Origin of the sequence: Microcoleus sp. T3_D1, assembly GCF_036700405.1 — a bacterium.
GTDB lineage: Bacteria > Cyanobacteriota > Cyanobacteriia > Cyanobacteriales > Microcoleaceae > Microcoleus.
Genome location: NZ_JAUBOV010000121.1, coordinates 1 through 14,876, shown reverse-complemented (window position 1 = coordinate 14,876; position 14,876 = coordinate 1). Strand labels below are relative to the sequence as shown.

12 protein-coding genes are annotated in these 14,876 nt (G+C 47.2%); 9 read left to right on the top strand and 3 right to left on the bottom strand.

Annotated elements, in window-relative coordinates; translation table 11 throughout:
* Positions 1-287: 287 nt before the first annotated feature.
* Positions 288-2,582, top strand: coding sequence for a 1,4-alpha-glucan branching enzyme (gene glgB, locus QT992_RS31345; RefSeq protein ID WP_333343046.1), 2,295 nt, complete (start codon positions 288-290; stop codon positions 2,580-2,582).
* Between the two features lie 511 nt (positions 2,583-3,093).
* Here glgB and QT992_RS31340 read toward each other — a convergent pair.
* A complete protein-coding gene (locus QT992_RS31340) occupies positions 3,094-4,011 on the bottom strand; it encodes a glycosyltransferase family 2 protein (protein WP_333322527.1) in 918 nt (305 codons plus the stop codon).
* Positions 4,012-4,097: 86 nt separating this feature from the next.
* Positions 4,098-4,928: a hormogonium polysaccharide biosynthesis protein HpsJ gene (gene hpsJ-B, locus QT992_RS31335; RefSeq protein ID WP_333322526.1), complete on the bottom strand. Its 831-nt coding sequence runs from the start codon at positions 4,926-4,928 to the stop codon at positions 4,098-4,100.
* Between the two features lie 795 nt (positions 4,929-5,723).
* Here hpsJ-B and rfaE2 point away from each other — a divergent pair.
* The 8 genes from rfaE2 to QT992_RS31295 all read left to right on the top strand — a co-directional run bounded on the left by rfaE2 (position 5,724) and on the right by QT992_RS31295 (position 13,614).
* Positions 5,724-6,218, top strand: coding sequence for a D-glycero-beta-D-manno-heptose 1-phosphate adenylyltransferase (gene rfaE2 / locus QT992_RS31330; protein WP_333342794.1), 495 nt, complete (start codon positions 5,724-5,726; stop codon positions 6,216-6,218).
* A gap of 117 nt (positions 6,219-6,335) precedes the next feature.
* Positions 6,336-7,205 carry an STAS domain-containing protein gene (locus QT992_RS31325; RefSeq protein ID WP_333322523.1) on the top strand — a complete coding sequence of 290 codons (870 nt, stop codon included), beginning with the start codon at positions 6,336-6,338 and terminating at the stop codon, positions 7,203-7,205.
* Positions 7,206-7,260: 55 nt separating this feature from the next.
* Positions 7,261-7,653 (top strand): STAS domain-containing protein, encoded by a 393-nt coding sequence (locus QT992_RS31320; RefSeq protein WP_333322522.1) that lies wholly within the window; start codon positions 7,261-7,263, stop codon positions 7,651-7,653.
* 237 nt (positions 7,654-7,890) lie between these two features.
* Positions 7,891-8,289, top strand: a complete 399-nt coding sequence (locus QT992_RS31315) for an anti-sigma regulatory factor (RefSeq protein ID WP_333322520.1) — start codon at positions 7,891-7,893, stop codon at positions 8,287-8,289.
* 318 nt (positions 8,290-8,607) lie between these two features.
* On the top strand, positions 8,608-9,627 hold the full coding sequence (locus tag QT992_RS31310) for an ATP-binding SpoIIE family protein phosphatase (protein WP_333322542.1): 1,020 nt from the start codon (positions 8,608-8,610) through the stop codon (positions 9,625-9,627).
* Positions 9,624-11,183: an ATP-binding protein gene (locus tag QT992_RS31305; RefSeq protein WP_333378546.1), complete on the top strand. Its 1,560-nt coding sequence runs from the start codon at positions 9,624-9,626 to the stop codon at positions 11,181-11,183. The genes QT992_RS31310 and QT992_RS31305 overlap by 4 nt, the downstream gene beginning before the upstream one ends.
* A gap of 718 nt (positions 11,184-11,901) precedes the next feature.
* Positions 11,902-13,374 carry an MBOAT family protein gene (locus QT992_RS31300; protein WP_333378542.1) on the top strand — a complete coding sequence of 491 codons (1,473 nt, stop codon included), beginning with the start codon at positions 11,902-11,904 and terminating at the stop codon, positions 13,372-13,374.
* A gap of 33 nt (positions 13,375-13,407) precedes the next feature.
* Positions 13,408-13,614, top strand: coding sequence for a hypothetical protein (locus QT992_RS31295; RefSeq protein WP_333378539.1), 207 nt, complete (start codon positions 13,408-13,410; stop codon positions 13,612-13,614).
* A 311-nt stretch (positions 13,615-13,925) separates the two neighbouring features.
* On the opposite strand, the gene QT992_RS31290 is transcribed toward QT992_RS31295, so the two are convergent.
* On the bottom strand, positions 13,926-14,750 hold the full coding sequence (locus tag QT992_RS31290) for a sulfurtransferase (RefSeq protein ID WP_333321203.1): 825 nt from the start codon (positions 14,748-14,750) through the stop codon (positions 13,926-13,928).
* Positions 14,751-14,876: the final 126 nt, after the last annotated feature.

Sequence of the window (14,876 nt, the reverse complement as noted above, 5' to 3'; positions counted from 1 at the left end):
GATGGGCGTCCCGCCCGTCCTTTCTGGGCGGGCGGGACGCCCATCCCACAAGAAAAAAGGGAAATTATTTAATTGACTATCCTTAGATGTTAGCAGTAAAACCCCAGCTCGGCCGTCGGCAAGGCAACAGCCTGCTGTGTGTGCAAGGACGCGGGCTGGATCTGCAGCAGTCAAGATCGTGCTAATCAGTGGTAGGATCAGCAATCAAAAATGTATCGAAATGTAAAGTGCAGCGCCGCTCTAGGTTTTGAAAGCCATTTAGTTAAAAGATTGAGGTAAGTAGTTTTATGCCCGCGACCGTCCCCTTTGAACAGATTGACCGCATTGTTTGGAATCAGCACCAAGATCCATTTGAAGTGCTAGGCCCTCACGCGATCGAAGAAAATGGCAAAAAAGTCTGGGTCGTCCGAGCTTATCTGCCGAATGCGGATGCGGTATCGGTAGTTTTGCCGGAGGCCAGGGCCGAATACCCGATGAAATCAGATCATCACCCTCACTTTTTTGAATGTACGATCGACACCCCAGAACTAGCAAACTATCAATTGCGGGTCAAAGAAGGGGAACACGAGCGCTTCATATACGATCCCTACGCCTTTCGATCGCCCAAACTCACAGAATTCGACCAGCACCTATTCTCAGAAGGCAATCACCACCGGATTTATGAAAAACTCGGGGCGCACCTCACCGAAGTAGACGGCATCACAGGAGTATATTTTGCCGTTTGGGCCCCGAATGCTCGCAATGTTTCTGTTTTAGGAGATTTCAACTATTGGGACGGCCGCAAACATCAAATGCGGAAATCGCAAAACGGCATCTGGGAATTATTTATTCCGGGACTATCCGTGGGAACTTCCTACAAATACGAAGTGAAAAACCAAGACGGACATCCCTACGAAAAGTCCGATCCTTATGGTTTCCAGCAAGAAGTGCGGCCGAAAACAGCATCAATTGTCACCGACTTAAGCACCTACACTTGGCACGACAGCGCTTGGATCGAAAAGCGGCGGCACACAGACCCACTGACGCAGCCGGTTTCGGTTTACGAATGCCACATCGGTTCTTGGCTGCACGCCGCTACTGACGAACCCGCCGTGCTACCAAACGGGGAAATACAACCCGCCGTGCAGGTTTCGGAACTCAATCCTGGGGCGCGCTTTCTGACTTACCGGGAATTAGCCGATCGGCTGATACCCTACGTCAAAGATTTGGGATTCACCCACATCGAAATGCTGCCCATCGCCGAACATCCTTTCGACGGTTCTTGGGGCTATCAAGTCACCGGTTATTTCGCCCCAACCTCCCGCTACGGCACACCTGAAGATTTCATGTATTTTGTTGACCAGTGCCACGCCAACGGCATTGGCGTACTGGTGGACTGGGTACCGGGACATTTCCCCAAAGACGGCCACGGTTTGGCTTTCTTTGACGGAACTCACTTGTACGAACACGCCGACCCCCGCAAGGGCGAGCACAAAGAGTGGGGAACCCTAGTATTTAACTACGGCCGCAACGAAGTGCGGAATTTCCTAGTATCAAACGCTCTGTTCTGGTTTGACAAGTACCACATCGACGGGATTCGCGTAGATGCGGTGGCCTCGATGCTTTATTTGGATTACTGCCGCGAACCGGGAGAATGGCTGACCAACCAGTACGGGGGCCGGGAAAATATCGAGGCTGCAGATTTTCTGCGTCAGGCGAATCACGTCATTTTTAGCTATTTCCCAGGGGCGCTGTCGATCGCCGAAGAATCTACCTCTTGGCCGATGGTATCTTGGCCGACCTATGTAGGCGGTTTGGGTTTCAACCTGAAGTGGAACATGGGTTGGATGCACGATATGCTCGACTATTACCACATGGACCCGTGGTTCCGCCAGTTCCACCAGAACAACATAACTTTCAGTATGTGGTACAACCACAGCGAGAATTTCATGCTGGCTTTGTCCCACGATGAAGTAGTGCACGGCAAAGCCCACATCATCGGGAAAATGCCAGGGGACGAATGGCAAAAGTTTGCAAACGTGCGGTGTTTGTTTACTTTTATGTTTGCTCATCCCGGCAAGAAAACGATCTTTATGGGGATGGAGTTCGGCCAGTGGCACGAGTGGAACGTTTGGGGGGATTTGCAGTGGCAGTTGCTGCAATTCGAGCCGCACCAAAAGTTGAAGCTGTTTTTTAAAGATTTGAACAATTTGTACCGCAGCGAAACGGCACTTTACAGTCAAGATTTTGCTGAGGATGGGTTTGAGTGGATTGATTGCAGCGACAATCGACACAGTGTCGTGGCATTTGTGCGCCGAGAGAAGGATGGCGACGAGTTTGTGGTGACGGTGTGCAATTTTACGCCGCAGCCCCACTCTCACTATCGCGTAGGAGTACCGGAACCAGGTTTCTATACGGAGTTGTTTAACAGCGATGCGCGGGAATACGGCGGTAGCAATATGGGGAATTTGGGGGGCAAGTGGACTGAGGAGTGGTGGTTCCACAACAGTGCTTATTCGATCGACTTGTGTTTGCCACCTTTGGGGGTGTTGATCTTAAAGCTCGATCGGGCAAAAACCACAGCAAAATCTCAACAGTTTTAAGTTGTGAGTCGTGAGAGTTTTGAGTTAAGAAGAATCAAAACTCTATTAAACCTAAAAATTTGAGGGTATTCAGAAACCCGGTTTTTTGGACAAACCGGGTTTTTTCTGTTTTGTTGTTGCGAAAAAAGGAAGTTCTGCAACGGATTCGCTTTCTTGGGATTTAAGGAGTTTAGGATCGCGAATTAAATAACTTACAATTTTAATTGTTATTGTGGGATGGGCGTCCCGCCCGTCCAAAAAGGACGGGCGGGACGCCCATCCCACAAACTTGTGGAAGTTATTTAATTCTCATTCCTTAATATTAATTCCGGTTGCACCGGAATGATTTAACCGCAGAGTACGCAGAGTTCACAGAGGAAGAGAAGAGAGAGATGAATAATTTCGGTGCACACCGAAAGGATATAATACCACTTCTAAATACTTAGGCTACCCCTCGAGTTCGATCGGCGGGGAACTGCGACGGTACAAGTTCCAAATACTACCGCTAGGCGAGCGTACCTCTTACCAATTTTTAATTTCGAGTATCGGAAGCGCCAAGATTATAAGAAACTTTTGACGGCTCAACTGTTACTACTTCCGAAAGAGATTGTTCGGCCACTACCTCTAACTTGGGCAGTGGTAGATGCTTCATTTCCCAAACTTTCAGCAAAATTAGATATTCATAAAAAGCTTGCAGCGTGCACCAAGCCAATCCCGCTTGGCCGTCAAGAAATCCGCCCAGTAAAATATACATATAGAAAAAGCGCACCACAGGCCGCAAAGGCAAGCGCAAAGAAAAATCTTTCAAAGCGCGGCGCCTTTCCACCTCCGACGCGCCAAACAATAAACCCCACCAATTTACTTGACCCGCTTCTAATTGGCGGAGAGTTTCAGCAGCCTCGTCAGTCGAGTAGCGGTTGTGCTTTTCAATCCAGCGGGAAAGACCTTTGCTGCAAGTATAGTGAGGGTAGGTTTCCTTCAAAAAGTGAGTAGGCCCGTTGCAGACTTCCCGTTCAGTGTGACCGTAGTCAGTAAACCACACTCGGTCTTTGCGAAAGAGACGCATTTGATAGCGGGGATATTGAGTGCTGCGGCGAATCCAGCGCTCCATAAATATTACTTTTTCAGCTACGTAATAGCCGATATATTCTTGAGTTTCGATCGCCTTTAAGCATTCAGCAAACAGTGCAGGCGTCATCCGCTCGTCAGCTTCGAGGATGTAAACCCATTCGTACTTGCACGGGACTTCTTGGAGCATCCAAGTCCGCTGGCGTCCGTGAGTTTCAAAGCGGTGCTGCACTGTTTGCACGGCATAGTTCTGAACAATCTCAAGGGTGCGATCGGTGCTGAAAGAATCAACTACAATAATATCGTCACAAAGCAGTGCCGATTCAATGCAAGCGGCGATATCAATCTCTTCGTTGTAAGTCAGAATATAAATTGAGAACATTCCCAGCTTTGAGTAAGGGCCAACTATTGGGTAAACAAACTATTTCTCAGGGATGTCTCGACCAGCGGGTTCCCTGCCAGCGCCGGTCAATTTTTGCGGCGGCCGAACCGCAGAATTCCCATACTTCTCAATCCCGTCCAACCAACAGTAATGTAGCCTATCGCTAACAATAAACTGTTGATTCCCGTCTGCAAACTCGAATTTCTCGATCGAGTTCTTAACTCTTTCTCTTTTTGTTGCTTGCGGGTGCGAATCTCGTTGCGAGCTTGAGTGGGAAGTGATTGAGCTTGCTGTTCCAGGAACTTGTCGAGGGCTTTCGGGTCATTTTTCGACTCCTCAAGCACAGCTTTCAATTCCTTGGGAACCTCTGGACTCTTGAGTGCTTGTTGCAGCTTCCCGTCGTCTTCCAGCAGCGCCCCTATCTGGCTGCGACGCTGGCTTTTGAGCTGGTCTACCTGAGCTTTAAATTGAGGGCTTTTAAGTTGTGCCTCAAGTTGACCTTCCGCTTGTCCCGCTTCTTGATCCACTTGAGCCAGAGCATCCTTGAGTTCCAAACGAGTATTGTTGAGGTGAACGGGAACCAGAGATAGGTAAACTAGACCTAACAAGCTGGAAATCAACAGCGCCCAGAATCGCAAGTCCAGCCAAACGTTGCGTCGCTCAATAGAGACTCCACTGCTGCTGTCAACCCAAAAGCCCGTCATCAGCAGGGCGATTCCGATCAAAGGAATAATGCCCCTGTCAACTATCTGAATTGCTGCGGCAAGCTGCCAGCCTCGATTGAGAAAGTCCGAAGTTTCTCCCGGCAGCGACAGAACAATGCACTGAAGCAAAGCAGAGAGAATCAAGATAATCCCGACTACTTTTAGAGTTCGAGCAGCTACTGAAGAAAATTGACGGCTATTACTTGCTTTCATAATTCGTGTTAGATAATTCTACACCGTTAGATTCAAGGGGGTAGTTGAGTGGATTTTGTTGAACGAGTTAAGCTATTTTCCACCAAAATAGCTGCTTGGGGTACCGAACTCGACTTTCCTCTGGGTGTTCACAGGCTGCGGTTGCGACCCAAAAGGTCGAGTTTCTGCACAGCTATGCAGAGTTGGACACAGGAGGCTGTACGCTTCTGGGGTAGCTGTAAAGCTTGGTCAAGATAGCGCCCAGAAACTGCAGCAAGCAACTGCTGGCTTCTTCTATAGTCTGAGGAATCCAGCGTCAAGATGAGCTCTGCACGCTTGGGTTCCTGGCTTTAACTAGCTTTCGCTCGCGCGGCGGTGTCAGAAATAATAGACACAGGAGGAGCGCGTTTCGTAGGGTTTCACCCCCTAGGGCTCTCACTCCCCGATCGCCTGCCCGATGCGGTGGAACTCTCATCCCTTGTCTTATAGTAATTGATATAAGAGAGGGCGGGAATAAATAATTGTTTACCAACCTTTTTAACATCCAATTACCAACAGCAGGATACGGCAGTCACAAATACACGAATAGCGGTTTTTTACTGGGAATTCGGTTTACCATATCAGCTTCGTCGCAGGTAATTTTTACTTATACCTTCTTCCTTAAGAGTCACAAATTACTAATCCCTATTTAGTCATGGGCAACTATTAATTATTGCCAGGTAGAAGGATTTATTATTCAATGTTAAAAGTGCAAACCTTCAGATTTTTTGGTAGGATAATTTTGCTCGCTGTTCAAATTTGGTGGTAAGGACTGCAATGATTTCTAATGTTTACACGTTGAAAGAAGTTGAAAGATCGATCGCATCCGATCCGGACAAGTGGCGTCCGATCGTGTTTACTAACGGGTGCTTCGATATCCTGCACTGCGGTCACGTCCGCTATTTGCAGGCGGCAAAAAATTTGGGGCGATCGCTCGTGGTGGGATTGAATAGCGACGCCAGCGTGCAAGCTATCAAACCGCAGCAGCCGGGATTGCCACCCCGCCCGATCGTACCGGAAAATCAGCGAGCCGAAGTGTTAGCAGCCCTCAAACCAGTAGACGCCGTAGTAATTTTTTCCGAAATTACAGCAACTAAACTGATAAATATCCTGAAGCCGGATATATACGTTAAAGGAGGCGACTATCAACTCGAAACTCTGCCGGAAGCACCGGCCGTTATCGCCGGAGGTGGCAAGATTTCCTTAATCGAAATAGAAGTTCCGAGTTCTACCAGTGCGATCGTCAAACGCATTTTACAATTAGGTACTTAACCCTCGATCGCAAACAGCAAACAGTGAGCTAAACTCAGAAGTTGCCCCATCAAAAAACACGCTTGGTGCGATAGCTCGTACAACTTCATCCCAATTGCTAAGCAGGAGATAATTTTAATGGAACTCACAAGCAATAACACGATCGCGGAAATCCTACAAAGACACAAAGCAGAGTTACTAGCAGACTGGCTCAAAGAACTGCAAAATACCGGGCTGCGGCGGGACGACTTGATGAGAGCCAAAGAATTGCGCTCCGAGTGTCAAGAGTTCCTGCAATTGCTCCACATTGCAGTCGGGCACGGTAACTTTAGCGACATCCAGACACCCGAATGGGAAAATATGCGGCTGTTGCTAGCAGAAGTTTCGCGATCGCGCGTTCAGAGAGGCTTTACTCCCTCAGAGATAGCGAGTTTCATTTTATGCTTCAAAAAGCCATTGTTCGATCGGCTTTGTCACGAACTGACAGAAAACCGCGACGCACTTGTCGAACAACTTTGGCTTTCCACCAGTTTATTAGACCAGCTTGGCCTTTGGGTGACAGAAATTTTTCTCAAAGCTCGCGAAGAAGTCATCGAACGCCAGCAGCAAGAAATGCTCGAATTGTCAACACCCGTAGTCAAACTTTGGCAAGGCATTCTCGCTTTACCCATGATCGGGACTCTCGACAGTGCCCGCACTCAAATAGTAATGGAAACTCTGTTGCAGGAAATCATGGAAAGCGGCTCAGAATTTGCGATTTTAGACATTACAGGCGTGCCGACTGTTGACACTTTAGTTGCTCAACATTTATTAAAAACTGTAGCAGCCGCCCGTTTAATGGGTACTGAGTGCATCATCAGTGGCATTCGCCCGCAAATAGCTCAAACCATAGTTCACTTGGGAGTTGACTTGCAGGATATTCTCACAAAAGCTACTTTAGCAGATGCTTTTAAAGTCGCTTTGCAGCGCCAAGGTTTAACTATAAAAAATATTAAAGAGGAAAAATAAACATATTGCAGTCTGAGATGAAAATTTTAGTAAAGCTTAACACATAGGTGAATTTGTGGAACGAATACCGATCCTTCAAATGGGAGAATTTTTGCTAGTAACAATTCAAGTAGATATGCACGATCGCTTAGCAATGACGCTGCAAGATGACCTAACGAACCGCATCGTGAAAACAGGCGTCAAAGGTGTGTTGATAGAAATTTCTTCTCTAGAAATTGTTGATTCCTTTATCGGTCGCATTATCAACAATATCGCTAGTATGTCACGAATTTTAGATGCGGAAACAGTTGTGGTCGGGATGCAGCCAGCCGTTGCTATTACGCTCGTTGAGTTGGGGCTTTCCCTGACAGGAGTTCGCACAGCTTTAAGCGTTGAAAAGGGCATGATTTTGTTAAGAAAATCCTTGGGGTTTTCTGTTGACAAGGAAGATTTATGGTCCCCTGACTGAGGCACAGGCAGTCAAGAAACCTAGTTTGTTTGTAGATACCTTGTTGACAAACCGAAGATTTCTTAGGACAGGGCTTACGCACTCAAGGGGGTTAAATCAAAGGTTTGAGATTCCTTCACTATGTTCTCTTTTGAGAGAAAATCGTAGTAAGTGCGTAAGTCCTATTAGGAGAAACTAAGTTGTTGAGGGTAAGTCCTATATGTTGTGGAGAAGTTCTATTTTGGTACAGTAGCCGCCATGTCAAAACGTGAGACACTAGAAATCCGATCGTCATCCGATATAGTCCACGTCCGACAGCAAGTGCGAAGTTGGGCTGTAGCAATGGGATTCGGTTTATTAGACCAAACGAAAATCGTTACCGCAGCCAGCGAACTCGCCCGCAATACTGTAGAGTACGGCAAAGGGGGAACTGTAACTCTCGAAACGCTCCAATTAGGAACCCGCAAAGGGCTGAAGCTGATATTTGAAGACAAGGGCCCGGGAATTCCAGACATCGAATTGGCTATGACTGACGGTTATACTTCTAATCACGGTTTGGGTTTGGGGCTCAGTGGTTCCAAGCGGTTGATGCACGAATTTGAGATTGTTTCCAAAGTGGGTAAGGGGACTAAAATTGCGATCGTCCGCTGGCGATGAGGAGTAAGGAGAGTGGGAGATTGGGAGAGAGTGGGGTCGCGCGCGCTACAAATGACTAATGAGAAACCGGGTTTCTATGAGTTTTGGGTTGGGTAACGAGAAATCTCAGTAGAAACCCGGTTTCTGAGGTCGATCGCGCGATCGCCATCCCCTCGCTAACTAAACTAATGACTAATGACTAATGACTAATGACTAATGACTAATGACTAATGACTAATGACTAATGACTAATGACTAATGACTAAGAACTAATGACTAATGACTAAGAACTAATGACTTTTTAAATGCGCGCCAGCTTAAGATGAGAACTACAAAATAATGATAGATGCCGTAGCCCTGCCCGTAACAGAAGAAAGTCAAGTGGGAGAAGCGCGCCGAATTGCAGTCGCCCTAGCGACCGAAGTCGGATTTAACGAGACCGATCGCGGTAAAGTGGCAATTGTTACCACGGAAGCCGCAAAAAACCTGGTCAAGCACGCCCGCGAAGGAGAACTTTTGCTGCGAACATTAAAAACAGCGGCAGGATATAGCATTGAAATAGTAGCGCTAGACCGCGGCGAAGGAATGGCAAATGTCGCGCTGTGTCTGCGGGACGGTTTTTCTACAGCGGGAAGCCCTGGAACTGGACTGGGGGCAATTAAACGCCTCTCTAGTTTTTTTGATATTCATTCTGTACCAAAACTGGGGACAGCTTTATTAGCGCGGCTGGAACCGACCCAAAATAGCCGGGAAGCATCCCAAAACAGCAATTACTTGGAATTTGGGGTCGTCCACTTGCCAAAAGCAGGAGAGCAAATTTGCGGCGATTCCTGGGCGGCGGAAAATCACCTTGACAAACACCTGATCTTAGTTGCAGACGGGCTCGGCTACGGGGATTTGGCCCAGGAAGCCTCTGGCGAAGCAGTGCGGGTATTTGAGGAAAACGCCAAACTCGCGCCGAAAGCAATTTTAGAGAAAGCGCACGCTGCTTTAAAAAATACCAGAGGAGCGGCTGCGGCGATCGCCCAAATCGATCGTACCCAACAAACAGTTTGTTTTGCCGGAATTGGCAACATCAGCGGTGTAGTTGTCACAGATAACCAAAGCCGCAGCATGGTTTCCTACAACGGCACAGTTGGACATATGATGCGAAAAGTAGCAGAATTTGTTTATCCTTGGTCGCAGCAGTCCCTACTCATCATGCACTCCGACGGTTTGGCGGCGCAGTGGAATTTAAACCGCTACCCGGGTTTAGCCTCCAGACATCCTGCTTTAATCGCAGCCGTGCTCTACCGGGATTTCAAACGCACTCGCGATGACATGACAGTTATAGTAGCCAAGGTGAGAGAAGCAGCGTGAGTTACCCAATCCTGACGACGGAAGTCCGCTTTGAACAAGACATCGTACAAGTACGCCAAAGAGCTCGCCAAATTGCTAAAGGGCTGGGATTTGATTCCCAAGTACAAACTCGCATCGCCACAGCAGTTTCCGAAATTGCCCGCAATGCTTTCAAATATGCAGGCGGTGGCAAAGTAGAATTCATTGTGGAAGGGGAATCGCCCCAAGTTTTTCGGACTCGGATTTCCGACACGGGGCCGGGAATTGCTGATTTACCGGCTGTGTTGAGTCCCAATTTTCGATCGCAAACCGGCGCGGGACTCGGTTTAGCAGCAGCGAAACGGTTGATGGACGAAGTGCAAATCGACTCTCGGCCCGATCGCGGAACGGCTGTACAATTAATTAAACAGTTTTCCAAACATATGCCTGCGCTGAGTGCGATCGAACTAAATCAATTAGTTGACAAACTAGCGCGCCAAATTCCCGAAGATCCCTATGCCGAAATTCAGCAGCAAAATCAAGAATTACTACGCACTTTAGACGAACTCCGCCAGCGTCAAGAAGAACTCGTACAATTAAATCAACAACTAGAAGATACCAATCGCGGAGTCCTGGCACTTTACGCTGAATTGAACGATAAAGCCGAATCTCTCCGGCGCGCCAGCGAACTCAAAACCAGCTTTCTCTCCAATATGAGCCACGAGTTTCGCACTCCGCTAACGGCAATTATGAGCCTTTCCGAAATATTGTTAAATCGCCTCGACGGAGAACTTTCAGCCGAACAGGACAAGCAAGTAAATTACATTTACAAATCCGCCGAGTCTCTCGCAGAACTTGTCAACGACTCGTTAGATTTAGCCAAAGTGGAAGCCGGAAAACTAACTGTTCGCTTGGCTGATTTTGAAGTCGAAGATTTGTTCAGCGCCCTGCGAGGAATGATGCGCCCCCTGCTTCCCCAAAACTCTGCCGTTTCTATAATTTTTGAAGATCCTCTCGAACTTCCAATCCTCACAACCGACGAGGGAAAAGTTTCTCAGATTTTGCGAAATCTGATTTCTAATGCCCTCAAATTTACCGAAGCAGGTGAAGTTCGAGTTGCTGCGGAAATAGGAAAGGAGGGAACAGTTACTTTTTCAGTAGCAGATACGGGCATCGGCATTCCTCCAGCCGACCAAAGGCGGATTTTTGAAGAATTTGTCCAACTCGAAAACCCCTTGCAGAAGGGGGTAAAAGGCACTGGATTGGGATTGTCTCTGTGCCAAAAACTGGCGGAATTTCTAGGGGGAAGTATTGAAATCACCAGTTCACCCGGAGTGGGTTCGACTTTTTTTGTGACACTGCCGATTCTGTATCCGGGAGAGGAAGAAAACCCTTTGGAAATGTCCGCTGCTAAGACAGATGAAGTACCGCTGACCAGCGCAAATTCTCGTAGCTTGCGGGGTTCCGGGCGATCGCCAGCGGCGGATTCAGCAGCCAAAGTTTTGATTGAGGAGGATGAAGATAGTTTTTCGGTATTTGCTGAAAAACTTGCTGGCAGAAATTCATTGTACTGCGATATAGGTCGCCGACGGCGCTGAAGGTTGGGGTTCGGCTGTTTTTTGCCGAACCCAATTTTTATGGACATTATGATGCCGGGTATGACTGAATTTGACGTTTTGGAAGGGGTGAAATGCGATCGAACTACTTGTCAAATACCTGCTATCGTGATGAATTCAAAACATTTTGGGTTACATCACTTTTTTGCTGTGCGGGATGCTAGGAATGCACGATGAAAAATATTATTGCGATGCGAAGGGAAACGATATCAGGAATTGTAGCTGTTGAGAACTGAAGTCCGATGCTGCCAACCTAATTATATTTTTTTCATCGAATTTTATATTGTTCGTAAGAGAGTTAATTTATAGCAGGCAAGATTTATTTAATTTGCAACAGCATTTAACCTTTGTGCTGTAAAATGTAGCAGTTCTCAGTTGCCGACTATACAGTAGGGACTTACCGAGGGCATATTTTCGTGTGGGCGATCGGCTAAAATCCATGATAAATCTCGTTCTTAGCAAAGTCTCGATTAATAGACCTCTTGCAAAAATAATTAGGACGGGCTCTGGGGCCCATCCCACAAGAAAAAATAACTCTTGTGGGATGGGGCCCAGAGCCCGTCCCATCAATTGAGGAAAAGGATTTTTGCAAGAGGTCTAATAAAAATAATGCAACAGTAGGCCCGTAATCCAAACCCATACAAAATAAGCCATTCCCAATTCTAAAATCTAAAATCTAAAATCCAAAATCTAAAATGGTATGACTTTCATCTCCCTTCAATATGCCCTGTTTCTGTTAGTTTTGTTCGCGGCTTACTGGTTGGTTCCGCTGCGGTGGTGGCGGCTGTTCATCATGTTGGCGGGTAGTTTAATTTTTTACGCTTCGCTGCAAATTTGGTACATTCCTCTGCTGTTAGTCGGTGCTTTGTTTAATTACTGCTTGGCGATGGCGATTGGGGAACCTCTGGATTGGCGGATTGCTAATGAATCTTGGAACCGCCGCCGTTTGTTGCTGCTGTGGATAGGAATCTGCCTGAATGTGTTGCTGCTTCTGGGCTTTAAGTATGTGCCTTTTTTATTGAGTTCGATCGGCACTTTGTTCAATTGGCCTGTAGCTATCGACGGGGCTGACTGGGTGAAAAGTCACGTCATCGCACCCCTGGGATTGAGTTTCTTTTGCTTTGAGTGCATTGCTTATTTGATTGACGTGTACCGAGGCGCGCCTGCTGCTACTTCGCTGCTGCACTTTGCTGCTTACAAGTTGTTTTTTCCCAAACTGATTTCCGGCCCGATTACTCGGTATCACAACTTGATATATCAACTGAAAACCCAGCAATTTCCGACGCCCGATCGCATTTCTGAGGGACTTTGGACGATCGCCTTTGGTGCAGTAAAAAAAGGTCTTTTCGCAGATAACTTGGGAATTTATGTCGATTTAAGCTTTACCAACTTGCAGCGGGCGGGTAGCGAGGATTTGTGGCTGGCGATTTTTGCTTACGGGCTGCAACTTTATCTCGATTTTAGTGGCTATGTTGACATGGCGCGCGGTACTGCTTTGCTGCTGGGTTGGTATTTGCCACCAAATTTTGATTTTCCTTATTTTAGTGCCAGCATAGCTGATTTTTGGCGACGCTGGCACATGACTTTAGGCGATTGGCTACGCAATTATTTGTATTTTCCTTTGGGCGGTTCGCGAGTCGGTTTGTGGCGCACTTGTCTGAATTTGTCGATCGTCATGTTAATTGCGGGAATTTGGCACGGGGCGGCTTGGGGATTTATTGTGTGGGGGGGTTTACACGGTTTAGCTTTGGCTGTTCACAGGCTGACTGATGTGCTGTTTAAGCGGTTGCGGATCGAGTTTTTGTGGGAAAATCCGATCGGGATTGCGATCGGTTGGCTGTTGACTCAGGCGATGGTTTTTAGTAGTTGGATATTTTTCCGCCTTCCCGATGTAAAGGATTCTGGATGGGCGATTTCGCATTTGTGGGGACACACTGCTGACGTGCAGTTTGCTGAGAAAGTTTATGTAGAAGCTTTGGGTTTAGATAGAGTGAGTTTAGCTTGGATGTTGGCTGCTTTGGCTGTGGCGATGCTGGGGAATTATGCGTTGAGTCGGGGTTTGAAATTGGAGTTAAATTGGCCGATGAAATTGGTGTTAGTGCCGCTTTGTTTGTATGCGGTTTGGCTGTTGGCTCCTAAAGGCGGTTTGCCTTATATTTATTTTGATTTTTAGGGTATTATTTAATTCGCCTTCTGAACAGGCAAGATGCCTGTTCCACAAGAAAATCTACTCTTTGTGGAACAGGCATCTTGCCTGTTCTTGAGAATGGTGCAAGATGTCAGTCGAAGTGATTACCCGCTACCTATTAGTGTCAACTTAAGCTTTGAGTCCGTCAGTCCTCCCGCTCACCCAACAGTCCGCCAGGGAATGAATTCCCTGTCTCATAGCGAAAGTCCTCTCAAAGAGGACTGAAGAACTCATTAGTCCTCTTGCAAAAATAACTAGGACGGGCTCTTCGGCCCATCCCACAAGAGTTATTTTTTCTTGTGGGATGGGCCGAAGAGCCCGTCCAATAAATTTATGAAAAGGACTTTTGCAAGAGGTCTATTAGTCCTCATAGCGAGGAATTTCGCTTTGAGGCTCTTTTTTCAACCGCTGCCGGACTGAGGGTTTAACATTAAGTTGACACCAAGGCCGGCTACCCTACAAATCACAGTCAACAGTCAACAGTCAACAATCAACAGTCAACAGTCAACAGTCAACAATCATCTCGATCCTGCACCCTACAACTGATAAGAACACCAGTCGCTCCAGCTACCGACATAAAGTTTAGCATCGGGAATCCCAGCGATTTCTAAAGACAGTAAATTAACGCAAGCCGTTACCCCAGAACCGCAATAAACGATGATTTCTTCCGCTTTTTCTAATTCCGTCCATCGGTGTTTTTGTTCCGAGGTCGATCGCACTTTTCCAGTTTCATCCGTCACTCCTTGCCAAGGATAGTTAACCGCACCCGGAATGTGACCTGCAATGGGGTCGATCGGCTCCCGCAAACCTTCATATCTCTCGCTTTCTCGCGAATCAACCAAAACCTTCCCCGGCAAGTCTTTACGCTCTTTTACCGCCTCAATATCTACCGCCAAATCCGGCTGCAAGTGAGCAACAAATTTACCCTCGCGGGGGTCGGGCAAAGTATTTGTTACCGGATAGCCCGCCGCTTTCCAGCCGCTGAAACCGCCGTCTAACAAAGCGACTTTGCTGTGTCCCATATATCGCAGCAGCCACCACAAACGAGCGGCAAAAGCCAGCCGCGAATCGTCATAGGCGACGACTAAAGTTTCTGGTGAATTAATGCCGATCGCGCTCAATTTCTCAGCTAATTCTTCAATATTTGGCAGCGGATGTCTACCGCCGTGTTTGCCCACTGAACTCGCGAGATCGCGGTTTAAATCTAAATAGAAAGCTCCGGGAATGTGACTTTCTTGATATTGTTTTTGTCCCAATTCAGGGTCGGCAAGAGAAAAACGACAGTCAATGATTACAACTTGCGGATTGTCGGTATTGGTGGCCAACCATTCAGGAGAAACGATTAAAGTGTTGTCAGTCATAATTCTTCACATCAATATTTTAACATTTATCGGGAAGGAGCTTTTTTCTCCAGGGTAAGAGCATCTCAATTAGGCTTGACACAAGGACTCAGAAGAATCTAATGTAGGGTCAAGAAAACAAGAAAA

Coding starts and splice junctions, on each gene's coding strand:
- glgB (WP_333343046.1), top strand. CDS start 288: ATGCCCGCGACCGTCCCCTTTGAACAGATTGACCGCATTGTTTGGAAT.
- QT992_RS31340 (WP_333322527.1), bottom strand. CDS start 4,011: ATGTTCTCAATTTATATTCTGACTTACAACGAAGAGATTGATATCGCC.
- hpsJ-B (WP_333322526.1), bottom strand. CDS start 4,928: ATGAAAGCAAGTAATAGCCGTCAATTTTCTTCAGTAGCTGCTCGAACT.
- rfaE2 (WP_333342794.1), top strand. CDS start 5,724: ATGATTTCTAATGTTTACACGTTGAAAGAAGTTGAAAGATCGATCGCA.
- QT992_RS31325 (WP_333322523.1), top strand. CDS start 6,336: ATGGAACTCACAAGCAATAACACGATCGCGGAAATCCTACAAAGACAC.
- QT992_RS31315 (WP_333322520.1), top strand. CDS start 7,891: ATGTCAAAACGTGAGACACTAGAAATCCGATCGTCATCCGATATAGTC.
- QT992_RS31310 (WP_333322542.1), top strand. CDS start 8,608: ATGATAGATGCCGTAGCCCTGCCCGTAACAGAAGAAAGTCAAGTGGGA.
- QT992_RS31300 (WP_333378542.1), top strand. CDS start 11,902: ATGACTTTCATCTCCCTTCAATATGCCCTGTTTCTGTTAGTTTTGTTC.
- QT992_RS31295 (WP_333378539.1), top strand. CDS start 13,408: ATGCCTGTTCCACAAGAAAATCTACTCTTTGTGGAACAGGCATCTTGC.
- QT992_RS31290 (WP_333321203.1), bottom strand. CDS start 14,750: ATGACTGACAACACTTTAATCGTTTCTCCTGAATGGTTGGCCACCAAT.